General features: G+C 48.0%; 26 protein-coding genes and 1 pseudogene. 8 read left to right on the top strand and 19 right to left on the bottom strand.

Annotated elements, in window-relative coordinates:
- From PHW04_04180 to cysK, 3 genes are all read right to left on the bottom strand, one after another.
- Positions 1-945, bottom strand: a complete 945-nt coding sequence (locus tag PHW04_04180; GenBank protein ID MDD2715078.1) for a 4Fe-4S binding protein — start codon at positions 943-945, stop codon at positions 1-3.
- 14 nt (positions 946-959) lie between these two features.
- Positions 960-2156 (bottom strand): ABC transporter permease, encoded by a 1197-nt coding sequence (locus PHW04_04175; protein ID MDD2715077.1) that lies wholly within the window; start codon positions 2154-2156, stop codon positions 960-962.
- Between the two features lie 100 nt (positions 2157-2256).
- Entirely contained in the window at positions 2257-3213 is a 957-nt protein-coding gene (cysK, locus tag PHW04_04170; GenBank protein MDD2715076.1) for a cysteine synthase A, read from the bottom strand.
- 97 nt (positions 3214-3310) lie between these two features.
- Here cysK and PHW04_04165 point away from each other — a divergent pair, with 97 nt between their 5' ends.
- The 6 genes from PHW04_04165 (at position 3311) to PHW04_04140 (ending at position 7710) form a co-directional block, all read left to right on the top strand.
- Positions 3311-4123, top strand: a complete 813-nt coding sequence (locus PHW04_04165) for an XdhC family protein (GenBank protein MDD2715075.1) — start codon at positions 3311-3313, stop codon at positions 4121-4123.
- A gap of 303 nt (positions 4124-4426) precedes the next feature.
- Positions 4427-5206 (top strand): DUF364 domain-containing protein, encoded by a 780-nt coding sequence (locus tag PHW04_04160; GenBank protein MDD2715074.1) that lies wholly within the window; start codon positions 4427-4429, stop codon positions 5204-5206.
- A gap of 11 nt (positions 5207-5217) precedes the next feature.
- Positions 5218-5760 carry a MotA/TolQ/ExbB proton channel family protein gene (locus tag PHW04_04155; protein ID MDD2715073.1) on the top strand — a complete coding sequence of 181 codons (543 nt, stop codon included), beginning with the start codon at positions 5218-5220 and terminating at the stop codon, positions 5758-5760.
- Between the two features lies 1 nt (position 5761).
- Positions 5762-6151, top strand: a complete 390-nt coding sequence (locus PHW04_04150) for a biopolymer transporter ExbD (protein MDD2715072.1) — start codon at positions 5762-5764, stop codon at positions 6149-6151.
- Positions 6152-6180: 29 nt separating this feature from the next.
- The gene (locus PHW04_04145; protein MDD2715071.1) at positions 6181-6891 is read left to right on the top strand and encodes a hypothetical protein; all 711 of its coding nucleotides are present in this window, start codon (positions 6181-6183) and stop codon (positions 6889-6891) included.
- A gap of 9 nt (positions 6892-6900) precedes the next feature.
- Positions 6901-7710 carry a TOBE domain-containing protein gene (locus tag PHW04_04140; protein ID MDD2715070.1) on the top strand — a complete coding sequence of 270 codons (810 nt, stop codon included), beginning with the start codon at positions 6901-6903 and terminating at the stop codon, positions 7708-7710.
- Between the two features lie 46 nt (positions 7711-7756).
- Here PHW04_04140 and PHW04_04135 read toward each other — a convergent pair whose 3' ends face one another.
- The 6 genes from PHW04_04135 to PHW04_04110 all read right to left on the bottom strand — a co-directional run bounded on the left by PHW04_04135 (position 7757) and on the right by PHW04_04110 (position 11324).
- Entirely contained in the window at positions 7757-8086 is a 330-nt protein-coding gene (locus tag PHW04_04135; protein ID MDD2715069.1) for a DMT family protein, read from the bottom strand.
- A gap of 59 nt (positions 8087-8145) precedes the next feature.
- Complete coding sequence (locus tag PHW04_04130) at positions 8146-8541, bottom strand: VOC family protein (GenBank protein MDD2715068.1); 396 nt, start codon at positions 8539-8541, stop codon at positions 8146-8148.
- Positions 8534-9229 carry a 4Fe-4S binding protein gene (locus PHW04_04125; GenBank protein ID MDD2715067.1) on the bottom strand — a complete coding sequence of 232 codons (696 nt, stop codon included), beginning with the start codon at positions 9227-9229 and terminating at the stop codon, positions 8534-8536. Before PHW04_04125 ends, PHW04_04130 begins: the two co-directional genes overlap by 8 nt.
- Positions 9230-9273: 44 nt before the next feature.
- Positions 9274-9675, bottom strand: a complete 402-nt coding sequence (locus PHW04_04120) for an Rrf2 family transcriptional regulator (GenBank protein ID MDD2715066.1) — start codon at positions 9673-9675, stop codon at positions 9274-9276.
- 178 nt (positions 9676-9853) lie between these two features.
- On the bottom strand, positions 9854-10936 hold the full coding sequence (locus PHW04_04115; GenBank protein ID MDD2715065.1) for an alpha/beta fold hydrolase: 1083 nt from the start codon (positions 10934-10936) through the stop codon (positions 9854-9856).
- Positions 10929-11324 (bottom strand): hypothetical protein, encoded by a 396-nt coding sequence (locus tag PHW04_04110; GenBank protein MDD2715064.1) that lies wholly within the window; start codon positions 11322-11324, stop codon positions 10929-10931. Before PHW04_04110 ends, PHW04_04115 begins: the two co-directional genes overlap by 8 nt.
- A 35-nt stretch (positions 11325-11359) precedes the next feature.
- Here PHW04_04110 and PHW04_04105 point away from each other — a divergent pair, with 35 nt between their 5' ends.
- The gene (locus PHW04_04105; protein MDD2715063.1) at positions 11360-11509 is read left to right on the top strand and encodes a hypothetical protein; all 150 of its coding nucleotides are present in this window, start codon (positions 11360-11362) and stop codon (positions 11507-11509) included.
- A 48-nt stretch (positions 11510-11557) separates the two neighbouring features.
- On the opposite strand, the gene fabG is transcribed toward PHW04_04105, so the two are convergent.
- The 9 genes and pseudogenes from fabG to PHW04_04060 form a co-directional block, all read right to left on the bottom strand.
- Positions 11558-12298, bottom strand: coding sequence for a 3-oxoacyl-ACP reductase FabG (gene fabG / locus PHW04_04100; protein MDD2715062.1), 741 nt, complete (start codon positions 12296-12298; stop codon positions 11558-11560).
- An 87-nt stretch (positions 12299-12385) separates the two neighbouring features.
- Positions 12386-13516, bottom strand: coding sequence for an alpha/beta fold hydrolase (locus tag PHW04_04095; GenBank protein ID MDD2715061.1), 1131 nt, complete (start codon positions 13514-13516; stop codon positions 12386-12388).
- Between the two features lie 67 nt (positions 13517-13583).
- The gene (locus PHW04_04090; GenBank protein MDD2715060.1) at positions 13584-13871 is read right to left on the bottom strand and encodes a hypothetical protein; all 288 of its coding nucleotides are present in this window, start codon (positions 13869-13871) and stop codon (positions 13584-13586) included.
- A 16-nt stretch (positions 13872-13887) separates the two neighbouring features.
- Positions 13888-14247: a hypothetical protein gene (locus PHW04_04085; GenBank protein ID MDD2715059.1), complete on the bottom strand. Its 360-nt coding sequence runs from the start codon at positions 14245-14247 to the stop codon at positions 13888-13890.
- Between the two features lie 414 nt (positions 14248-14661).
- Positions 14662-15252 carry a polyhydroxyalkanoate synthesis regulator DNA-binding domain-containing protein gene (locus PHW04_04080; protein ID MDD2715058.1) on the bottom strand — a complete coding sequence of 197 codons (591 nt, stop codon included), beginning with the start codon at positions 15250-15252 and terminating at the stop codon, positions 14662-14664.
- 9 nt (positions 15253-15261) lie between these two features.
- Positions 15262-15743, bottom strand: a pseudogene (locus tag PHW04_04075) (damage-inducible protein D).
- A 120-nt stretch (positions 15744-15863) separates the two neighbouring features.
- Positions 15864-16370, bottom strand: a complete 507-nt coding sequence (locus PHW04_04070) for a hypothetical protein (protein ID MDD2715057.1) — start codon at positions 16368-16370, stop codon at positions 15864-15866.
- Between the two features lie 25 nt (positions 16371-16395).
- Positions 16396-16635: a DUF433 domain-containing protein gene (locus tag PHW04_04065; GenBank protein ID MDD2715056.1), complete on the bottom strand. Its 240-nt coding sequence runs from the start codon at positions 16633-16635 to the stop codon at positions 16396-16398.
- A gap of 267 nt (positions 16636-16902) precedes the next feature.
- Positions 16903-18207 (bottom strand): hypothetical protein, encoded by a 1305-nt coding sequence (locus tag PHW04_04060; protein ID MDD2715055.1) that lies wholly within the window; start codon positions 18205-18207, stop codon positions 16903-16905.
- A 169-nt stretch (positions 18208-18376) separates the two neighbouring features.
- Here PHW04_04060 and PHW04_04055 point away from each other — a divergent pair, with 169 nt between their 5' ends.
- Entirely contained in the window at positions 18377-19291 is a 915-nt protein-coding gene (locus PHW04_04055; GenBank protein MDD2715054.1) for a DUF4846 domain-containing protein, read from the top strand.
- A 178-nt stretch (positions 19292-19469) separates the two neighbouring features.
- On the opposite strand, the gene PHW04_04050 is transcribed toward PHW04_04055, so the two are convergent.
- Positions 19470-21542 carry a C25 family cysteine peptidase gene (locus tag PHW04_04050; protein MDD2715053.1) on the bottom strand — a complete coding sequence of 691 codons (2073 nt, stop codon included), beginning with the start codon at positions 21540-21542 and terminating at the stop codon, positions 19470-19472.
- Positions 21543-21682 lie beyond the last annotated feature (140 nt).

Below are 21682 nucleotides of genomic sequence, written 5' to 3'. Positions count from 1 at the left end.
TCATCGCGAAGCACCAAAAGAAGATCCGCAGGTAGCCTTGCAAGTGCCGCAGTTGATGCAGAGTAATCGGTCGATACAGTCTCTGCTGATCGCGGCTTCCGGGCAGGAACTGCGACCGGCAGCTGAAAGCCCGGCTGGATTCAATTCAATCTGAAATAAGGCCTGGCGGCCGATCAGGGCCAGAAACAGTCCGGTCGGGCACATGAATCTGCACCAGGGGGCTGTCACCAGGAAAGAGCTGAAAATCACGATGTTGATGGAAATGATCGAAGAAGCATCAATTTCAAATCCATAAAGAGGGCACCAGGCATCGCTGAAATAAACGCTGGAAGCGCTTAAAAGTCCGTATATGATCAGGGATACGAATCTGAATTTCAAAAGTGCCGGCTCCCATTCAGGTTTCAGCAAAGCCAGGAGAATGTTGAAGAGCATGATCAGTGCAAAGATAGCTGTTACATATTCCACAGCGAATTCATTGCTGGGCAAAGTTTTGTACAGGATGCAAAGAGCTGAAACAAGAAGCAGTCCCAGCAGACAGCGCTTTGCCCGATTCGTTTTTACCGGTGTGATCCGGTTGCCGATCTCCTGAAGAAATCCAAGCGGGCAGACGAAGCTGCAGAAAAGCCGTCCGGATAAAAAGGCGAAACCGCCGACAACTGCGAATATACTGAGATGCGCGAATGAAAGCAGATCATCACGTCCGATCTCAGTCAACCCGAACATGGCGAGACGCATCACGCAGAGGCACTCGTAGACAAAAAAAACGAACACCAGTAGAGACGCAGCCTGAATGTACCTCCTCATGCGCAGGAGTTTGGAAGGCTTAAGCTGAAGAAGACATTGCATTCCGATCAGCATGATCAGAAAAACAAGCACTACAGGCAGGCCGTCGATCCAGCTTCCCATCACAGGCAGGAAAGGTTCGTTAAATAATTTGTGAAACAAAGTGTCCTCCAGAATCAAGCTCTGGAAAGCCTTTTTTTATGGCTCTCGTAAAACCATTTCAAAGAAATGAACCCCCAGAAGCAGATGCCCACAAACACTACTGTGATCGGGGCTGCCTCCCGCATGCCGAACTGATTGAATGTGTCATCGATCATGATCGGGATCGTGCTCGGCCTGTAAGCTACTATCATCAGGCTGCCTGCTTCGGAGAGAGCCCTGGAAAAACTCAGGATGCAGCCGTTGAAAATCCCAGGCGCGGCAAGCGGCAGGGTGATCCGGAAAAAAGTCAGGGCTGCAGATGCACCCAGCGAGCGGCTGGCATTTTCGAATTTCACGTCCACCGCTTCAAAGGCATTGATCGCAGACCGAACCAGAAACGGGAAACTGACAAAGATCTGGCAGCAGATAATGCCGATGGCTGTTCCGGCAAAAGACACTCCGAATTGCTGAGCTAAAAAGTCTCCCAGAGGTGTTTTAGGACCGACCAGGACCAGAATGGCGATTCCTGCCGCTGTCTGGGGAACCATGATCGGCAGGTCGATCAAAGCATCGACTGCGGCTTTCAGCCTGAAATCGTTCCTGGCCATGATATAGCCAAGCGGGACACCCATCACGAAAATCATCAGGGTTGAGACCAGCGCTGTGACTGCACTCAGCTGCATGGCATTCCATATTTCCGGACCGCAGGCATTGATCAGGGTCTGGGGCTGGTACTGGAAAAGCAGGTTAAGCAGCGGGAAAATCACCAGCAGCAGAATCAGTCCGCCCGACAAGGCCAGCACTTTTTCAAACCCGCTGCTCAGGCGTTCCCATAACCCGCTTAAAACAGCGTAGATGAAAGCCAGGATCAGGAATCCTGAAATCCAGTATGCACTCACCGCAATCAGCGAAAACAGGAAAAGATAGAGATAGACAGTAAGCCTTTTATTGTGGTACATCCCTGCATACAGAAAAATGGCCATCAGGAAAAGCAATTCTCTTTTGTTGATCAGATATACGAATAAAAGAAGAAGCAGATACCCTGCCAGATAATTTTTCCAGCTGAATGCAGGAAGGGCTTGCTTGTATTTCAGACCACAGAAAACCAGCCAGAAATTTCCGCAGAGGAACATGAGATTAGTAGGCCAGTCATAGCTGGAAACACCGTTAAGACTTGGAACTTTTTTAAGAAGCATGGAAAAAATGAGCAGATGTGCAGCGCAGAAGATCATAAACATTAAAGTCCGCTTGACAGCCGAAGAACCCAAATTGTCACCCGTTTTCGTTTTATATATTAATATATAGCGCACAACTGGGAAATTGTTACAAAAATCATCCAAACAGCTCTGTACTCAGATAACGCTCCCCTGAATCCGGGAGAATGGCCACAACGCATTTCCCCTTATGAACAGAAGATCCGGCGATGCGCATGGCTGCTGCTACAGCCGCTCCGCTCGAGATGCCGCAAGTAACCCCTTCTTCACGGTGCAGTCTCTTGGCGAATTCGAGGGCTTCATCATCGGAAACAGTCTGAATCTCATCCACCAGGCTCAGGTCGAGAATCTCAGGTTTGAAGCCGGCACCGATCCCCTGGATTTTATGAGGGCCAGGTTTGGGGATTTTTCCGTTTCTGATTGCCGTCAGTACCGGTGAATTCAATGGTTCCACAGCTACGGAGAGGATCGCTTTGTTCTGAATCTGCTTGATGTATCGGCTGACTCCTGTGATAGTGCCGCCTGTCCCTATACCGGCCACGAAAATATCGATCTGCCCGTCTGTATCGTTCCAGATTTCAGGGCCAGTGGTCTTGAAATGGATCTCAGGATTGGCTGGATTTTTGAATTGCTGCGGCAGGAAATATCGGTCAGGTTCCAGTGCGCAAATTTCCTCGGCCCTGTCGATTGCTCCCTTCATCCCTTTCGTTCCTTCAGTAAGTATCAGTCTGGCGCCAAAGGCCTGCAGCATCTTACGCCGTTCCATGGACATGGTTTCAGGCATTGTGAGCATCAGCGGATATCCCCTGGCCGCGCAGACGTAAGCCAGGCCGATTCCCGTATTGCCGCTGGTGGGTTCGATCACAGTGACATCGCTTTTTCCAGGCTTCAGGATTCCTCTTTTCTCAGCGTCCCAGATCATGGAAGCTCCAACCCTGCATTTAACAGAATACGAAGGGTTGCGGCCTTCGATTTTGACCAGCAGGAATGCTCCAAGGCCTTTTGCAATCCGGTTGAGCCTGATCAGCGGTGTATTTCCAATGCTCATGCTGTTGTCTTCAAAAATCCTGGACATTCAGTCCTCCACTTTAAGTTACTTCCAAAGATATGATATGCTTTGCCAAGAAGGTTTGCATCAATTCAACATGCATGGCTTATATTGGAGGTATGGCATGTGGCTTTCCAGACTCAACCACTGGCTGTCAGAAAAAATTCCCTGCGCGCTCGTGACGATCATCAGCATTGAAGGCTCGACTCCCAGGGAACCCGGCGCTAAAATGACTGTGAACGTAAAGGGAGAAATTGCAGGCACTGTGGGCGGTGGCGCGCTGGAACACGACTGCATCGCCAGGGCAATCGAGTCGATCAAAAGCGGCAAAACCCTGATCCATGAATACAAACTTGACGGCGGAGAATGGGTCAGCACGGCAGACGGAAAGGAAAAGAAGGCCCTCTGCGGCGGCAGAACCACTGTCTTCATCGAGCCCGTGTATCCTGATAAAGCTCTGGAAGTGCTGATCTTCGGTGCAGGCCACATAGGCGAGCAGCTTGCCAAGTACTGCGCTATCCTCTCCTGGCCCTGTAAGGTCTTTGACGACAGGCCGGAGTTTCTCACAAAAGAAAAATACCCCGAAGCTGAACTGATTCTGGGAGAATTTACTAAGATTTCCGATAAGATCAAGCCTGAAGCCCAGTCCTATTGCGTGATCATGACATACGGCCATGTCCATGATCAGGAGGTACTGGAGCAGCTTTTGAGAATCCCGGAAATTCCTTACATCGGCATGATCGGCAGCAGAGCCAAGGTAGCAGTATCCTTACAGATGATGGAGAAAAAAGGTCTGAAAATCGGTCCCCGCGTATACACCCCGATCGGCTTCAATCTTGGAGTGAGGGAGCCTGCGGAGATTGCCCTGGCCATCAGCGCCGAGATCAAGGCTGTGCAGGAAGGCGTGCAGATCAGACACATGCGGGACCCTGAATAATAACTAAGGAATTATTCCTGCTCCGGTCGTTCCGCTGGCACTTCTTGTGCCAGCTACACTTATCGGCGGCTGTGACCACCTCAGCAACTTGCTTCGGTGTGATTCTACCAATAGCAAGGCTTCAGCGACGCCTTGAACTCCTCCGCAGGAACAATTCCTTAGTTTAATTGAATCATCATATGGCCAGTTGGCTTAACCGGTCACTTAAACGCTTTTTCCAGCACTGTCCCTGCATTAAAACTCTGTTTACAGTCCACTGGCTTTGTGATATAAATCATTATATAACGCTAAATGGAGAATATCATGGACAGTAAATTGCGCGACGCCCTGCTCAGCCGGATCGACCCTAAAATCAAACTCAAGGAATTTTATACATTCGTAAATGCAGTGCTCGCAAAGTCGAAACGCCTGGGCATGGCGATCATGATCACAGGCATGCCCGGACTGGATGATGACTCGCAGACACATCACCGCTGTTATCTGAAGGAACTGGTGGGAAGGAAAGTGCGGGATGTGGCAGTGGAAATGCTTGAGAGCAGAAATTGCCTGAAGGCCTCACTGGGCATGGCCTGCATCAGCAGCGCGCTTCCTCTGCCGGATCTCTACTTTGAAGGCGATGCCATCGATGCCTTTGAAAAGCTTGCCGCAAGCCATAAAACCGCTTTTATCGGCCACTTTCCCCTGGCTGAGCGCTGGCGCGACCAGGGCCTGCCTGTCGACATAGTCGAACTGTCTCCAGGCCCAGGCGACATTCTGTGGAGCGATTCGCATCAACTGCTTTCCAAAACCGAACTGCTCTTTTTGACCGGCCTGACCCTGGTCAACGGTACTTTCGAAGAAGTGATCAGGCGGACTCCGAATGCAAAGTACCGGATCCTGCTTGGTCCGACTGTTCCTTTTTCCGATGTTTTTTTTGATTTCGGGATTGACTTGGTCGGCTCAGTGCTGCTTCCCGACGAGCGCCAGGTGCTGGATTATTATCAGCACGGGGGCGGCGGCCTGCCCGGAGCTCCGGCAGGCACATTTCAGACAGTCTGCCTGACCCGGACTCCGCAACTGCAGAAATTCCTGAAAAAAATTTAGGGGATAATTCAATGCAGATGACATTCCTTGATTATCTGAAAATGGGGGCTGTTTTCATGTACCCCATGCTCGCGCTCTCGGTTTTAACAGTCTGTGTAATGATCGAGCGCTATTTCTATTTCAGGGGACTGGAAACCAGTTACCACGATCTTGACGAGTCCCTTAAAAAAGGACATCTAGAAACAAGGCAGAAGAGATATCAGGATTTCGCTGCAGGAGGATGTAAGAACAGTGAACAGGAGGAGATTTTCTGGGAAGATGAATACCGCCAGAATACCCGTTATTTCGGAGTGCTTTATTTTGCGGCCAGTACCGCTCCCTTGATCGGTCTTCTGGGCACCATCTCCGGAATCATCAAAATGTTCCGCGCCATTTCAGTCACAGGCTATCATACTGATCCGTCCTTTCTTGCCACAGGCATCTGGGAAGCACTGGTCACCACCTTCACCGGCATCCTGATCGCAATCCCTGCTACAGCCATGCTGCAGTATTTTGACCTGAAAAACAGGGATGCTCTGCTCAGACTCCGAAAAATTTTCTCTAACCGGAACTGAAATGAAAAGACTCAGCTACCTGGACCGACATCCGCTTTTAACCATGTACCTCACCCCTTTGATTGATGTGCTGCTTGTGCTGATCATTTTTCTGGTACTCTCCACCTCATTCGCCAAATTTAATTACCTGGACATTGTCCCGCCCGCAGCAGCCGAAAAGCGGGACCAGATCAGCGGTCCTCCCCAGAAGCTCGTCGAACTGGGTGCTGACGGATCGATCCTGGTAGACAAACAACCAGCATCACTTGAAGATCTGAAGACAATCCCGCTTCCGGACGATACTGTGACACTGGCTGTGGACAGGAAATGCAGATTCAACGATTTTGCCCGCGTTTTTGATGTTTTGAGTTATCGTAACCCGAAGATAAATCTGGTTTATAACCTTGAGTGACCTGATATACAATGAATTTTAAAGCGGCAATGGCTATCTCTTTATCCCTGCATGCCCTGGCCCTGCAGTATCCAATCTGCGAAGGATCATCCAGTCTTCCGCTGCAATCCAGAATCTCCCTGATGGTGGCAAGAGTTCCAGTTCCCGCGCCACTTCCGGCAGTGATTGCACCTCCTCCACCCCCGCCACTTCCGAAACCCGAACTTAAGCCCGAGCCGAAACCACCTGAACCAAAACCGGTGATCCATGAACCTGAAAAACTGCCAGTCAGGAAAAAATCTGATGCACAGGTCAGAAAACCTGAGAAGCACTCAGAGCCTGCCACTCCTGTTGCATCAATTTTCAGCTCAGTCCCGCCTCCTGCTGATAAACCGGCGCAGGCAGGTATCGCTATTCTTTCAACTACCCCTCAGGCCGATCGTCACGATTCAAATGCTGAATACTTGAGCTTCAAGGAAAGTTACCTCACCTATGTGCAGGGGGAGATAGCCAGGACAGTGCAGGAACTCAACTATGAGTTTTCAGTACGCAGCGACCAGCGCCTGGAAGTTGAATTCGAAGTCCGTTCAGACGGAACGCTCGGTAACCTGCATTTCATCAGAAATTCAAGCCGGTCCGAACTGGATCAGGCAGTAGCTGATAAGATCAGATCGCTGTCAGGCAGACTTCGAAAATTCGAAGGAAAGCCACTGGATTTTCTTACGCTCAGACTGCCGGTTTTGATCAAAAAAATCGAATGAGGATAGACAATGAAGCGGAAAACGGATCATGAAATCTCTCTTAAGACATCTCTGCAGCTGAAAAAAGATAATCATGAATTTCTGGGTAATCCCTCTGTACTGCTCCTGGAAAAAATCGCAGAATGTGGCTCGATTACCAAGGCAGCTAAAGCTGCCGGCATCAGTTATAAAACCGCCTGGGACACCATCGACAGGGTCAATAATCTATCAGACGAACCACTGGTGGAAAGTTCCAGCGGAGGTTCAGGCGGTGGTGGAACCAGGCTCACGGGAAAGGGGCTTAAAATGGTCACCATGTTCCGCCAGATTGAAACCGAACAGCAGAAACTACTGGATTTTCTGCGCCTCGCTCTCGACGATTTCGACGAATCTTATCAGTTTTTCAGAAAAATGCTTTTAAAGACCAGTGCGCGGAATCTTTTTTACGGCACTGTTTCCCTGATCAAGCAGGGCACTTTGAATGCAGAGGTAGTCCTCTCACTCAAGGGCGGGGACAGCATCGCAGCCACTATCACCAATCAGAGCCTGGAAAATCTGAGGCTTAAAATCGGAGATGAGGCCTGCGGCCTGGTGAAAGCATCCTGGGTGATCCTGACTGTTGAAGAAGACTTCCAAACCAGTGCCAGAAATATCTATCGGGGCATAGTAGAGAAAATCATGTCAGACGGGGTCAATTCAGAGGTGATTTTAAAGCTGCCTGGTGGAAATACACTCACCGCAGCGATCACTGACGAGAGCGTAAAAAACCTTGGGATCAGGACCGGCTCTGCCGTAACCGCCATGTTCAAGGCTTCCAGCGTGATAATAGGAAGCTTCTAACAATATTAATTGTAAGAAGCTCGAAGGATTAGGAGCCTATACTAATTCACCATTTCCTGAAAATGAAAAAAGCAGCCACTACCAGGAAGAAAAAACCCACCAGATAGTTCCAGCGGAACTGTTCTTTCAGATATAACACTGAAAAGATCGAAAATACCACCAGAGTGATCACTTCCTGGATCGTCTTGAGCTGGGCAGTAGTGAACTTTGCTGAACCGTATCGATTCGCAGGCACCTGGAAGCAGTATTCCACAAAAGCGATCAGCCAGCTCACCAGAATCGCCAGCCAGAGCGCGGAACTTTTGTAACGCAGATGCCCGTACCAGGCAAAAGTCATGAAAACATTGGAAATGATCAAGAGAACTATGGTCAGCATGAAGGAATTGTATTACCGTGACCGAAATGATTCAAGTAGGGGTGAACGGCCGTTCACCCCTACTTAAGAATAGGTTGTGCCAGCACCAGCACATTCCCGTCAGGGTCTGCGAAATATGCTGCCTCATCACCCCAGTCGCGTGTCTTTCTCTCTGAAAGAATCCTGGCCCCGGCCTTTTTCAGATTCCGGATGGCCTGATCCAGATCGTCACAATGAAAATAAATCTCGCAGCCGGAAATAGCGCTTGAAGGGGGCAGAAAAGGTTTTTCACCGGTGTTGATTGCAAACGAATCCTTCTTGTAGATCCCGAAGCTGATTCCGTTGGGCAGCTCGTATTCAATGTAAACCGGTACATTCACCCTGGTTTTGAATCCAAAGGCTTCGTTGTAAAATTTCTCAGCACGTTTAAGGTCTGAAACAGCCAATATTGTAAGGACATGACGGATTTCAGCCATTGCTTTTCTCCAGCAGTTCACCGTTGATTCCGATCTTGATCAAAGTGATGGAGATTCTCTGACCAGACTGCTCAAGCGCCTGCCTCACCAGCCTTGCCAGTCCATGGCAGCAGGGGACTTCCATGAAGGCGATCGTGATGGAATGAATATCATTGGCATTGAAAATTTCCGATAACTTCATCATGTAATGCTGGGCGTCATCCAGTTTGGGACATCCGATCAATAATATTTTTCCGGCCAGCAGCTGGGAATGGAATGAGGCATAGGCAAAAGGAACACAGTCAGCCGCGATCAGAAGGCCCGCTTGCTTGAAGTAGGGAGCGTTCACTGGCATCAGATTCAACTGCACAGGCCAGTTTTTGAGTTGGGATGGGCCGCATTTTTCAGCCGGAGTTTTTCTGGGAGCAGGCTTCAATTCCCGGGCTGCTGAAGAGGGACAGCCGCAAGCCAACTTCTTCTCCTTCTTAATTACAGCCAGCTCATCAAAGGGCTTAGCTTCCCTCTCTTCAATAAAAATAGCACCCTGAGGGCACTCTGCGAGACATGTTCCAAGACCGTCGCAATATGTTTCAGACAGCAGCTTGGCTTTTCCCTTCACGATCCCGATCGCACCCTCATTGCAGGCTTCGACGCAAAGCCCGCAGCCGTTGCATTTATTTTTGTCTATCTTGACTATTTTTCTTTGCACTTTGGTCCTCCTATTTAAGCAGGTTCCGGATGAATTCCACCACTTTATTCAGCCAAATCCGCCAGTGTGGTTTTTTTCAGAAATTTCTGGAAGTTTTTAGCCAGTCTGGTCATGGCAGCACCAAGCAGACAATTTCCAAATGGACATTCGGACTTGCCGAACGGGCAATCTTCAGGAGTGAGTTTTCCTTCAATCATTTCATAGACTGAAAGCAGAGTTATTTGTTGGGGTTCCACAGACAGGGTAAAACCACCTTTCGGACCGCGCACCGACTTAACAAGACGTCCTTTTTCCAACAACTGCATTACTTTGGAGAGATGGAATTCAGATGATCCGGTCATTTCCGCCATTTTTTTAACATTCAGCAATTGCCTGCTGCGGACAAGTAATGCCAGTGAGTGGATAGCGAGATACGTTGCTTCTGACAACTGGATAAATTTAGCCATGCTGTCTCCTCAATGCTAATTTTAGTACCTAAATACTTGTTTGTCAAGGAGCAGTGAAAATTGTGCACTGCAAAAAGAACTTATCTTCATAATAGAAGTTGGTAAGATTGTATGAGTGTAAGTTTGTAAGTCGGAAAAAGATTTTCTTCTCCTCTTACAAACTTATAAACTTATTAACTCAATCACCTGTTGTCTTGAAAAACCCGACCAGATCCTGATAGACCTGGAATCTCAGCGGCAGTCCGGCGATGATCGTGACATGCCCGCCGTCATAAATTGTTTCCCGGTCTTTGGGATGACCATTTTTGCGCCAGCCTGCTGAAGCTTCTACAGGCATCACATGATCGTATCTGGCAATCAGGTTGTGCACAGGTATATTGATAAAGGATGGACCGGTTTTCTGCCCCCCGATTTCCATCTGTTCATGGTAAAAGCTGTTTTTCTGGTAGATTTCACGGATAAACTTCCTCAATACTTCGCAGGGGAAGGGTACGTTGTCCCGTGACCAGAAGTCCAGGGCTCGATAAAGCTGCACAAAAGCCGCGTTATCGGAAAAATTGAACAGATTCCTGTATTTATCAAACATCATTTTCACGTCCAGAAAGGGAAACCCTGAGTGCAGGACTTCAGGCGGAACAAATCCCTGCCGCTTGAAGGAATTGATTGTCAAGTCCAGGTTGAAATGTCTCGGATCCATCCAGAGCGAGAGTTTGCCTCCATGTTCCATGTTTATAGGTGTTGTCAGCAGAGTCAGGGAAGCCAGCAGGCTGTCTTTACTATACTTGGCTGCATAAATTGAAGCCATGATCCCGCCGATGCATTGTCCCATCAGATGCAGCCTGGACTTGCCCGAATGCCTCAAAACCCTTTTCACTGCCCTGTGGATATATGTGTCGAGATAGTCGTCAAGCGTGATTTCAGCATGTTCCACTCCTGGAGTGCCCCAGTCGATCAGGTAGCAGGAAACTCCCGAATTGACCAGGGCCTGAATCACGCTGTGCCCGGACAGCAGGTCCAGAATATAGTTTCGGTTGATGAGCGACGGTACGATCAAGAGCGGAAGCCCGGTGGGATTAAGAGATTCATAATGATACACGCAGAGGCTGTTTTCCTGATAGAGAGTTTTCCTGGGTGTCGGGCTGATCCCGAGCTCACAGAAAGCTTTCTCCTTTTCGGCATCGTTTGAATAATTGCAGGCAGCCAGCACTTTCCAGAAATCATTGCATTTTTTCTGCAGTTCTTCCAGCTGGATTTCAGGCATTTTTTCGGCTCGCTTTCCTGGTCTTGGCTGATGTTTTAGAATTTCCGGCGGATCTGGCCGGACAGGGTTGCTTTTCCGGTCTCACCAATCTTTTCACTTCCACAAGATCCTGCTTCAGTTCTTCCAGTCTGTCCTCGAGATCCAGAAGCTTTGAATCCATCCGCAAAATGTATGTTCCCAGCTTGCCGATTGATTCTTCGCTGGGCAGGGACATGGATTTCAGCATCCTGGCCTTGCATTCATCAAGTACTGCCTTGGAATTGAACGCCCCTTCGAATGAATTTCCCATGGATTTCAGGAATTCAGGGCTGTTCATGGTCTTCTCAAACCACTCCAGCATCATTTTTTCCCATTGCTTCTGGAATTCATCTAACATCGGATTGAACATCGATTTTTCCTTTTTTAATTCAATTCTATCATTTTTTGTTTTTCTCAGAAAGCCACATAAACTATGGACTGAATCCTGCTGTGGCTGTCTTCGGCTGCGAACTTGATTCTGCCTCATACAGGATATTCAGCAACGCCTTTGAACGCCTCCGCAGGAATCAGTCCATAGCTTATATTCATTACTAAAAAGCAGGTACACTCGGTCGAGTGTACCTGTATCAAAATCGTTCTGAATTACAGTGTCAGCCCGCCGTTTACTGAAAGAACGTGCCCGGTAATATAGTTCGACTCGTCGGATGCCAAGAATAAAAAGGCGTTGGCGATCTCGTCCGGCTCTGCCAGACGACCCATCGGAGTTTTATCCCTGATCCCTGAGAGAACCTTCTCAGGAACAGTCTTCATCATTTCAGTGTTGGTGTAGCCAGGAGCCACCACGTTCACACAGACATTCTTCCTGGCCAGTTCCTTGGCCATGGATTTGGCCATGCCGATGATCCCGGCTTTGCTTGCCGCGTAATTGGCCTGTCCGACATTGCCGTATTCGCCGACCACGGATGAAGTGAAAATGATCTTGCCGCGATTCTGATCTCTCATCTTGTCCACGACTGACCTCGCGGAATTATAGGCTCCCTTGAGATTCACGTCCACTACCAGGTCAAACTGATCTTCGGTCATCTTATGGGTCATGGCGTCCCTGGTGATACCTGCATTGCAGATCATCACGTCGACTGCCCCGTATTTGCTGATCACGCGCCCAACCGCCTGTTCCATTAACGGATATTCCGTAACATTCACCTGCTCGAAATGAATCCTGTCCGCATACTGCGGGAATTCCTGTTTGAAGGCATTAGCATCGGCCTCATTAAGGTCGAAGATGGCAACTTTCGCGCCTTCGCGCAGAAATGTGGCAGCAATCGCTTTTCCGATTCCGCGGGCTCCTCCTGTGATGATGGCGGTCTTGTCTTTCAATCTCATGTTATCCTCCTGGATGTTTTGGTTTGGTTATGCACAGGTCCGACATTCGTCGGACGGGCAAGGGCGAGCCTTGCCCCTATGGATCATTTATCCTGGATTGTACCTCGAACCTTTCTCCCAGGCTTTTGTCAGCCACATCGTCATTCCCATCCACGCTTCCTTCGCCTTCCTGCCCATCACGATCCCGATATGGCCGGCGTCGATCTCGATGGTTTCGGCAGTGCCTGAAACAGCTTCGTTCAAAGCAAGCGAAGCCTTAGCCGGCACTATGGAATCGCGGGTCGCGATCACGGAAAGCACTGGGGCTTTAATGTCCGACAATTTGATTTTCCTGCCATTCAGGCTGAATTTCCCGGAAATCAGATTGTTTTCCCGGTAAAATTCCCTTATATACTGACGGTAGGCTTCCTTGGGAAAAGGCACATTGTCCGACAGCCAGCGCTCCAGGTGCAGGAATACATCATTTTTCCTGGCATCGTCATTGTTGTCATAGAGCGATCTGGCTTTCTGCAGCGGAGATAGAGGCTGAGCCATCAGAAACCCGGCCTGCAGAAGTTCGGCCGGAATGTATCCTCTGCTATCCACGAGTTTGTCCAGATCCATGTTCCTCGCCAGCAGGGAAAGCGGATCGTCGCCGGAGAAATCATAGGGCGCTGCCAGTGAGATCAGGGCATTGATGCGCTTCTGGTCTGCTGCCGCGTAACAGGCAGCCATGGTGCCTCCCATGCAGTATCCAAGCAAAGCGCAGGACGGCTCGCCGGAATCTCTGAGCACCTGGGTGACTGCCCTTCTGATCCATTTATTGATGTAATGCTCGAAACTGAGATGATCCTGTTCTCTGCCCGGGATTCCCCAGTCCAGAAGATAGACGGAGAATCCAGCCTGTGTCAGGTACTCGATCAGCGAATTACCCTGCATCAGATCCAGGATGTAATATCTGTTAATCAGGGAAGGGACAATTAGAAGGGGGGTAGAGAGTCTGGGGTTTGGGTTGTATTTGAGAAGACGGAAAGTCCCTTCCCTGTAAATTGTCGAATTCGGTGTTTCATAAAGCAGTCCAGTACCGGTGTGTGGGTCATTTCCGGCAGATTTTGTGCAGCAGTCCTTAATTTCAGACAGATTGTCGATCTTCCATTTTGCGATGTGCTCCAGCAGCCCTTTGCCTGCCAGAAAACACTGGTCCAGGTGCGCTTCAAGATTTTTTTCTTTTGGATCCATCTGGTCCTTCTTTCTGGAGGTGTCAGCAGAGGCTGGGAGATCCCGGCCTCCGCTTTCACCTGATTTTTTACTTCTCGTTCTTCTGGGGCGGCTCTGTGGCCTTTTTTGTCATTTCCCATACTTTGTTGAGATTCTCGCGGTAGATGGTGGCGATTTCCTGATTGGTTTTCAGGGCTTCCTGGTAGTTTTTTGTCACGAAGTCGATGTTGCCGGTCAGATAGCTGAAATACTCCTCAAGCATTTTCTTGGCGTTCTTCTGATTGCTCTCTGCTCCGTTCTTCATCAGGTCAAGGGTGAAATCCAGGTTCTTTCTGCTCAGCTCAATGAATTCGTTGTTGAAGAAAAAGTTTTTCATGGTTCCTCCTATGATTTCAGGCTTTCTGCCTGCTGGTTCCTGCGGTCTTGGTGCTCTTCACTGTTTTCGGGGTTCTGTCCGTCTTTTCGATTCTGACTATTTTCTCCTCTATGCTGTCCAGTTTCTCGCAGACATCAGAGATCTTTGTTTCAACATCCTGGAGTTTCTGCATCACTCTGAAGATATCCTCTCTGGAAGGAATTCCAGTCAGTTCATAAAACTTCTCCTGGGTCTCCCTGAAATTTTTGGAAACCGTCAGAGCCGGTTCGTAAGTCTTCAGATAGTTCTTCACAAAGTTCTGGCTCTTAGTCAGTTCGTCCACCCAGGCTGCCGTATTTTTTTCCCAGGTTTCCATCCAGTCTTTCATCATTTCCATTTTTCCTCCGTGCTGCATCGCAGCATTTCATTTTCTCCATTATTATCGGAATTAAATCGTTTGTCAAGAATATTTTATTGCATTGCGACATTTTACCAGATACCGCATCGCAGCATAATCCAAAAAGGCCCGTGGTTAGGGCCTTTGCGTGTCTCAATACAAGGTTAAATTATGCTCCGAAAAATGGATTTGCCTGAAAATTACTTCCAGTTATACATGCTCGCAGAACTGCTCCTTCTCCGGTCGTTTCGTCCTGCAGCCAGCCCCGGCTGCAGGACTTCACTTATCTTCGGTTGCGAATGCCTCGGCCAGCCTCAGCGGGTTGGTGCTTCTAGCAAAGTTTTCGACAACGCCTTTGAACTCCTCCGAAGGAGCCAGTTCCGTGAGCATGATGATTTGGCTTATTTCCGATTCTTATCGCTTCTTCTTCTTTTCCAGCTTGTCCACTTTTTTGGAAAGCTTTTTAAGCATATCCCGCAACTCGTTCACATCGTCGTCATCATCAACGTCATCGGCTGGCAGCGGCTCTGCGGGAGGTTCTGGCTTTTTCTCAGGCTCAGGTTTAGATTTTTTCCCTGTAGTGAAAAATGGATTCTGGTTCATCAGGGAAGCGAAGGGATTGGGGAACGCGCCAGGGTTGAAGTTCAGGAATGACTCGGAAAACTGGTTCAGAAACCTCTGATATTCCTCGCGGTTCCCCTGATAAAGAGAAAGCTGGTTTTCGAAGAAGCTCCCGAAATAGTCTGTCAGCATGGCAGGCGAAGATGAAATCAGGAACTTGAGAAAAAACACCGGCAGCGTGGAAATCTTATCGCTCTCTGTCTCAAGCAGCACCTGGAACAGGATCTGATGCGTGATGTCTTCCCCGCTTTTATGGTCAATCACTTCCACATCATGCCCTGCAGCCACTAGCTTCCGGATCTCCTCCAGCGATACATAGCGCTTTTCCGCCACGCTGTATAACCTGCGGTTTTCGTATTTCTTGATCAGGATTTTTTCAGACATGTGCCTCTCCTATTTTTTCTTCAACAGTTTCTTATCTTCCGCCTTCACTCTTCTCTCAAGTTTTTTTACATCCTCTTCTGGCGGCAACTCTTCGGGTTTGATCCCGCTTTTAGCAAGAAGATCCCGGACATCACTGTTGTTTTTAACGTGTTCATCGGTTATTTGAATTTCACCCTGAAGATTATCTTTTTTGACATTGAATGGGCTATCAAATAGCAGGCATAGCGGCTTAAAACTAAATCATCTACTTCCTTTTCCGCTCCCTTGGGCATCTGGATCGTTTTGTTGACGTCAACAAAATGATCAGACACCGCCTGGTTGGAGGTTTTACAAGCAGTCTTCGCTTTTTCGATTACCTGCTGGAAATTTCTCCATTCAGTGTACTCAAGCAATATCTGAAGTTCACGCGCCAGCCAGTATTCTGTGCCATTCTCTTCATACGCAGCACTTTCAAAGGACTTCATTAATTTTACGATAATATCTTTTTTCATAAATCCGCCTGCCTGTTTTTCCCTATTTTATCACAAGTTAAGCTGCTTACTCGTTTTGAGCAAATTAGATGATTAGTGCACAATGGTTTGCTAACACTAATTGGCTAGACATTCATTTTTTTAAGCATCCAACCTTACATAGCCCCAATACTTATAACTTTCAATGATCTGGGCGATAAACCAAAAAAGAAACGTGCTAAACATTGGAATTACGAAAGAAGAGAAAATTAAGCATTGAAAAAAATAAATCTGCTTTACCCTGAAAACTTGTAATTTCAGCCATAAGCCTTGAATGCCTGCTCCACATGCTGCCAGAAAAAATGGAATAAAGATTATTGAAAATGATGCAAAGCTCACCCAATCAACATCTCCACTCTCGTAAATTTGGAATGCAAAGGGCCATATTACAGAAAGAACAAGTATAAAAAATGAGGATCGAAATAGTAAAAGAGAAAAGGGTTGGCCTGACAGACATGAACTTAATGATTTTAAAGCTCCAAGGATTGTCAAAAATGCTCCAGAAATTAGATACATAATGCCAAAGATTGATCTAGTAATGTCGGGTTGCCAATGATATTGCTTACCAATAAGCCCTAATTTTTTGCATGATAGAATAAGAAGAATCAAGGTTGCTCCCGCATTGTTGGAATAATTATTTTGCTAAACGAAAAATATGTTCTTCGCTGACAATTTCGGAAGCGTATAACAGAACTGCCTGGATGTCTTCCTTTTCAAGCTCAGGATAATCATCGAGCAACTCTTCTGCTTTAACTCCGGATGCCAGAGCTTTGAGAATCTGATCTACTGTGATTCTAAGTCCCCGGATAATGGGTTTTCCAACCATTACCTTTGGATCCACCGTGATCCTGGCTAAAAGATCGGCATTGTTCATTCTTGACCTTCTTATGTTTTAATAAATCATACAACGATTCCGGCAAATTTTCCATGTTAAACGCTCCATTCATGTGGGGTGGCCGGTGGTAACTTTTTGTCATCTGAGCTACTGCGAAGAAGAGAAAAAGTTGCCGCAGGACAGGACCCGCCACAAATCAAAGCCATCGTAAAGCATCTGGCTGCACACCACAAATTTGCTCAGGCTGAAAAGCAATTACTTTCATAGGTCAGTAAATCAGGCAATTGACAGGAATGATCGTTCTGATTACTCGCTCAGCGCTTCTTTTACATAGCCTTTGACTGTGTCGTGGAAAGAGATATTGAGATGATTGAGATAAAGAACTTTCTTCATGATCAGGGGCGCGCCGCGGCGGCAGATGCCGTCAGTGTATTCGCCGCTCTGCTGATAGACCACTCCGTCTGACGGGATCAGTTCTCCGAGCGGCATGTTCTGGCTGCAGTATTCCATGTCAGGGTCGAACAGATTGTTGGTGCCGCAAAGCACTGTGATCTTGACGCTCGGATCTGCTCCGGTTTTGTTGAGCTTTTGGACCAGGTTGCCTCCGGCTATGATCGCCTTGTCGATCCCGTCTGAGCTCAGGAAAGCGCTGGTGCCGCCGAAATATAAGGCATTCATGGTCAGATTCATGTCAGTGGTGGCTGAAGCCGGGGTAAATGGGATCGGATCTTCATCATTGAAAAAGTTATGCAGCACCTGCAGCTGGCCTGTGAACATCCTGTTGTATGTCCTGAAATCCAGGTTCTGCATCATGTAAACCATGGATTTTGGAGCTAGAGGAGCTGCAGAGCCTGTTTCAACCACACTCAGGTTATACATATAATACCTGAACATCATGTCTGTACCCTTGAACGGGCAGGCCAGAGCTATGTAGCGGCCGACATCGCCGCGGAATGGAGTCAGCCACTGATAGCCTGCGCACTGTTTCCCGATGCTCGAGAGATAGCAGAATACCGGAAACCCGCCTTTACTGTGAGAGATCAGGTCCACCTTGAAACTGGAGTCGCTTTCCCTGTTCAGGACTTTCCTGATTCTCTGGATGGCGTCAGCGAGCACTTCTGCCTGATAAAGGTTGTCGCCGTGAGGATGGGCAAAAGTAATGGCAAACACCTGGAACCCTTCGCCTGATAAATACTGCATCAGGCCCGGATATTTGATGGTATCTTCAGGCCCCAGCTCGTTTGAGCAGGGATGCACCCAGGCCCGGTAGGCGTTGTCGCCTGCGCCGTGCACTAAAAGGATCGGGTTGCGTCCTGAATCATTGTTCCAGCCCGGCGCAAAATGCAGGGCAAAAGTTCCGGAGCTTGGTGTTTCATCTTCGAAAACTTTTAAAAGCACTTTATGAGTGAGATGGGACTTTTCGTGGAATGCCTCGACTTTAAAATTGGAAGATTTGTCCTGCAGGCACTCGATCCTTTCCCAGGGCAGTACATCATGGCCGTCCAGGGTCCTGACAGGAGTAATGCTGAATCGTCCTGAGCCGGAAACACTGATTGAAACAATCAGCAGAGCCAGGACAATAAAATTGAACGGACGGAATGCGTGCTTCATTAATATCCAGTTATTTTGATCGGTCCCCAAACTTGAAATTCAGTATACCCGGAAACAGTAATTTTGTCCAGAAAAATCACTTTCAGGATGTCAATGACGGCATCTGCATTCTTAATCAATCAGCGGAACATCTGTATTGGTGGATCCGTATTTTTCCGATAGGTCAGGCATGATTTTTCAGACAGCATTCTGTATTTTTCTGGTTGCAGCTTTCACAGCTTGCGCCGCAGATCAGCCCCAGCGCTATTTCTGGCTTGATTCATTTGAACTGAAGGACACGATTCCCAAAAGGCTTCAGACTCCGCCTGGGTTCAACCGTGTCCAGTCACCGGAAAACTCTTTTGCCGACTGGCTGCGCAATCTGCCCCTGAAGCCGGGAAAATCTCAAGTCATGATCCGGCACAATCAGATCAAGACGATTCAGGAGTCCCATTGGGCAGCTGTCGATATAGATCAGGGCTGGCGCAATGGCCAGCAAGGCATGGGCGCTATTTTCAGACTCTGGTCAGAATACCTGTTTTTTCAGAAACGCTATCAGGAAATCAGCTACATCGCTGAAAACAATTGCCGGATGAGTTATTTCTGGTGGTGCTATGGATACAGGCCTGACCTGAGATATGAGAATCGCTATTATTCAGACAAATTCTGGATCAAAAACTATGATCACAAAAGTCTGGTTTCTTTTTTCCCTGAATATCTGAAAAATCAGTCAGCAGTTTTCAATTTAAAAAAATACAGGGGGATTCAGGGTTTCGAAGAACTGAAGATCGGAGACATCTTTTCCACAGGCAAGTTCAGGGAGCGCTCATTGATAGTTGTAGATGAGGCTGAGAATCCCTATACTGGAGCCAGGATTTTTCTGCTGGCACAAGGTGGGGATCCGAATCAGGATCTGCAGATTCTTGTCAATCCGGTGGATCATGAGTATTCGCCCTGGTATAAGATAAATCGGGAAACAAAAAAAATAGAAACTCCTGAGCATACTTATTATGTAGGGGATGTAATGAGGATCTGGGGTGACAAGGACTATCTCTTTTACCCGGAAGTCTGGATCGATGAATACATAGATCCTATTTCAAGATAATCCCACTTTTAGAGCTTCTTACAATTACTGTTGTTAGAAGCTCTTGTCCTGCTGCGGAAGCAGCAGGGCGCTGAGCTAAAAAAGGGGTGCTGTCCGCACCCCTGATAACGCCGTTTGAATTCAATATTGTTTAGAAGAGTTGTAAGTCCCGAGCGCAGCGAGGGACTTATTACAGCTGCTAAATTTCCTCATCAATAATCGGGATTATGTCCGGGCCGGTCACTGTGTAGCGGGTTTCACCGCGCCGAAGTTCCAGGCTGCACCGTCCGTCGCTGTCTGGCCGCAGAACGCGGGAATTATTGAGGTTGTCATCGTAGACTGTGATCAGGCAATCCTCTGAGCCTTCACCCACTATGCTGAACCTGACCCTGCTGCCCACTATTTCCTTCTGCACTCTGACAGCCCTGGAATTTACGGTTCTCAACTGGACAGTGCCGTCACCGAAATAATGGATCTGTTCATTGAGCTGATTGCCGTCTGAACTGTCGTCAGTGCCGTTCTCTTCCATGCACTTTAAAACCCCGTAAAGATTCTGTACAGATGCTATAGCATGAAGCTTTTTGCAGGTTTCTTCGCAGACAATCTGTTTCTGCCAGACGCAGGGCGGGACCCAGGACATGTTGGTGGAGGCCGCGGCTATGCCTATGCATCCTGCGGGATTATTCCTGTTTCCTGACCTGAGCCAGGCTTCGGCAAAGCAGGTCTGCCCGACAAAAGCGCCATTCACGCAGGCTACGGACCAGATCACAGGCAGCTTCATGCCGTTCTTGAGCTGGCCGCAATCAGAAACGTTGAAATCGCTGGTCACCCAGCAATCGTCTCCGCCATGGCCGATATAGTTGATGATGCTGACTCCGCTGTTTACAGCATCGAAAATGACGCTCTTGTCGCTGGAAATGGTTTCACCTGTGTCTCGCGATTTGGCCATATAAGGAGGATGATTCCATTGCCAGGGATTCACATCAGGGTAATCGTAGGGAGGAGGATAATCATTGCCGCCGCCATCATTGCTTCCGCCTGAATCGTAACATTTCCAGATCTTTGTGAATCCGAGTTTCTCGGTAAGGTCCTTGTTGAGCAGATCAACCCGCTCGTAATCAGTGGGGCTTCCCTCTGCGGAGGCGATCGCCAGAGCCTGCCTGTACCAGGCTCCGTCTGAACCCTGGGACGGAAACTGCTCGTAATTGATCGATTTCATCACAATGTACTCTACCTGTTCAGCTGATTCAGCTGAAATTCTGGAGATGAAAGCATCTGGAACATTGTCATTTCCCGCAAGCTTTACATAGCAGGGGTCTGAATTGGCGTTTTCATTTTTACCCTTGAGAGTTGGAATCTGCTCAGCATCTCCGACCAGAATTACAAAACAAAGTTTGCCTTCATCATAGCGCTTCTGCAGATATGCCTTGATTTCTTCTGCGGTCTTTCCTGCTTCAGACAGTTTCACGAGGTCAACATTGTAACCCTGCTTGGTTTTCCATTCTTTAAGAGGAGCCGCTGCCTGCATGAAATCGTCAGCAGCGATGATCAACAGATTTTTTTTCACCTCCGGAGCATTCAGCGCCTTGGAGACAGTTGCGTTGTAATTGATGAAAAGATTCTGATATAGCCTGCCGAAATCTGTGGAAGTCACTGCCGAGATCGCTCTGGATTTCGTTGCTCCTACTGGAATCACGCTGACTGTGAGATCAGTATAAACCCTCAGCAGTTTCTTCTCGTGATTATACTGAAACGGCACCACGCATAAGCGGACGCCATTGATGTCTCTCATCCGGAAAGGTTCCGAGACAGTTACCAGCTGATCATCAGCAGGAAACCAGCCCTTTGTTTTATAAGCCTCCCCGAATTCATAGGCCACGCTCGCCGGATTTACATTTCTCATGATCCTGCCTTTAGACGGAGCCAATGCTGAGACAGGCCTTTCGATGTAATTTTTCGAGGTGATCACTGCCTGGGCTCTCTCGCAATCAGGTATCGCCACAAACGAAGTGATCTTTCTAAGTTCAGGTAAACCCTTCTGGTCAAACAGCGAGGATTCAGGCATCCAGATTGTGGAATATTCACACCCGTTGATCTGGACCTGGCCGAGGTAGAAACAAGGTACAGTGAATTTGATCGCAATCGCTGCCTGTGATTCACCAACCAGGGTTTTAACAGGTGAGATTCCATTCTTAGCAATAGAAATCCACTCGCCCGCATAAATTTGAAATGATAAAAAACAGATAACTAAAAAGACACACGCCCTACTCATGCTCTTCCTCCTGAAACTCTTTTCTATATTTTTTTCATGCGGTGAATCACCGCTGGATACCATGAGCCCCCCCTGCACTCATAGCTGGAAGTAGTTTATTATGTCTCCTGCGTCAAGTGCAATCATCAAAACATACGACC

The organism is Candidatus Wallbacteria bacterium (assembly GCA_028687545.1).
Taxonomy (GTDB): domain Bacteria; phylum Muiribacteriota; class JAQTZZ01; order JAQTZZ01; family JAQTZZ01; genus JAQTZZ01.
This window is presented reverse-complemented; position numbering and strand designations above follow the sequence as displayed.

Excerpts from the sequence above, each read along its gene's own strand:
- PHW04_04175 (MDD2715077.1), bottom strand. The coding sequence starts at position 2,156 with ATGATCTTCTGCGCTGCACATCTGCTCATTTTTTCCATGCTTCTTAAA.
- cysK (MDD2715076.1), bottom strand. The coding sequence starts at position 3,213 with ATGTCCAGGATTTTTGAAGACAACAGCATGAGCATTGGAAATACACCG.
- PHW04_04165 (MDD2715075.1), top strand. The coding sequence starts at position 3,311 with ATGTGGCTTTCCAGACTCAACCACTGGCTGTCAGAAAAAATTCCCTGC.
- PHW04_04160 (MDD2715074.1), top strand. The coding sequence starts at position 4,427 with ATGGACAGTAAATTGCGCGACGCCCTGCTCAGCCGGATCGACCCTAAA.
- PHW04_04155 (MDD2715073.1), top strand. The coding sequence starts at position 5,218 with ATGCAGATGACATTCCTTGATTATCTGAAAATGGGGGCTGTTTTCATG.
- PHW04_04150 (MDD2715072.1), top strand. The coding sequence starts at position 5,762 with ATGAAAAGACTCAGCTACCTGGACCGACATCCGCTTTTAACCATGTAC.
- PHW04_04145 (MDD2715071.1), top strand. The coding sequence starts at position 6,181 with ATGGCTATCTCTTTATCCCTGCATGCCCTGGCCCTGCAGTATCCAATC.
- PHW04_04140 (MDD2715070.1), top strand. The coding sequence starts at position 6,901 with ATGAAGCGGAAAACGGATCATGAAATCTCTCTTAAGACATCTCTGCAG.
- PHW04_04135 (MDD2715069.1), bottom strand. The coding sequence starts at position 8,086 with ATGCTGACCATAGTTCTCTTGATCATTTCCAATGTTTTCATGACTTTT.
- PHW04_04130 (MDD2715068.1), bottom strand. The coding sequence starts at position 8,541 with ATGGCTGAAATCCGTCATGTCCTTACAATATTGGCTGTTTCAGACCTT.
- PHW04_04120 (MDD2715066.1), bottom strand. The coding sequence starts at position 9,675 with ATGGCTAAATTTATCCAGTTGTCAGAAGCAACGTATCTCGCTATCCAC.
- PHW04_04115 (MDD2715065.1), bottom strand. The coding sequence starts at position 10,936 with ATGCCTGAAATCCAGCTGGAAGAACTGCAGAAAAAATGCAATGATTTC.
- PHW04_04110 (MDD2715064.1), bottom strand. The coding sequence starts at position 11,324 with ATGTTCAATCCGATGTTAGATGAATTCCAGAAGCAATGGGAAAAAATG.
- fabG (MDD2715062.1), bottom strand. The coding sequence starts at position 12,298 with ATGAGATTGAAAGACAAGACCGCCATCATCACAGGAGGAGCCCGCGGA.
- PHW04_04095 (MDD2715061.1), bottom strand. The coding sequence starts at position 13,516 with ATGGATCCAAAAGAAAAAAATCTTGAAGCGCACCTGGACCAGTGTTTT.
- PHW04_04090 (MDD2715060.1), bottom strand. The coding sequence starts at position 13,871 with ATGAAAAACTTTTTCTTCAACAACGAATTCATTGAGCTGAGCAGAAAG.
- PHW04_04085 (MDD2715059.1), bottom strand. The coding sequence starts at position 14,247 with ATGGAAATGATGAAAGACTGGATGGAAACCTGGGAAAAAAATACGGCA.
- PHW04_04080 (MDD2715058.1), bottom strand. The coding sequence starts at position 15,252 with ATGTCTGAAAAAATCCTGATCAAGAAATACGAAAACCGCAGGTTATAC.
- PHW04_04065 (MDD2715056.1), bottom strand. The coding sequence starts at position 16,635 with ATGAACAATGCCGATCTTTTAGCCAGGATCACGGTGGATCCAAAGGTA.
- PHW04_04060 (MDD2715055.1), bottom strand. The coding sequence starts at position 18,207 with ATGAAGCACGCATTCCGTCCGTTCAATTTTATTGTCCTGGCTCTGCTG.
- PHW04_04055 (MDD2715054.1), top strand. The coding sequence starts at position 18,377 with ATGATTTTTCAGACAGCATTCTGTATTTTTCTGGTTGCAGCTTTCACA.
- PHW04_04050 (MDD2715053.1), bottom strand. The coding sequence starts at position 21,542 with ATGAGTAGGGCGTGTGTCTTTTTAGTTATCTGTTTTTTATCATTTCAA.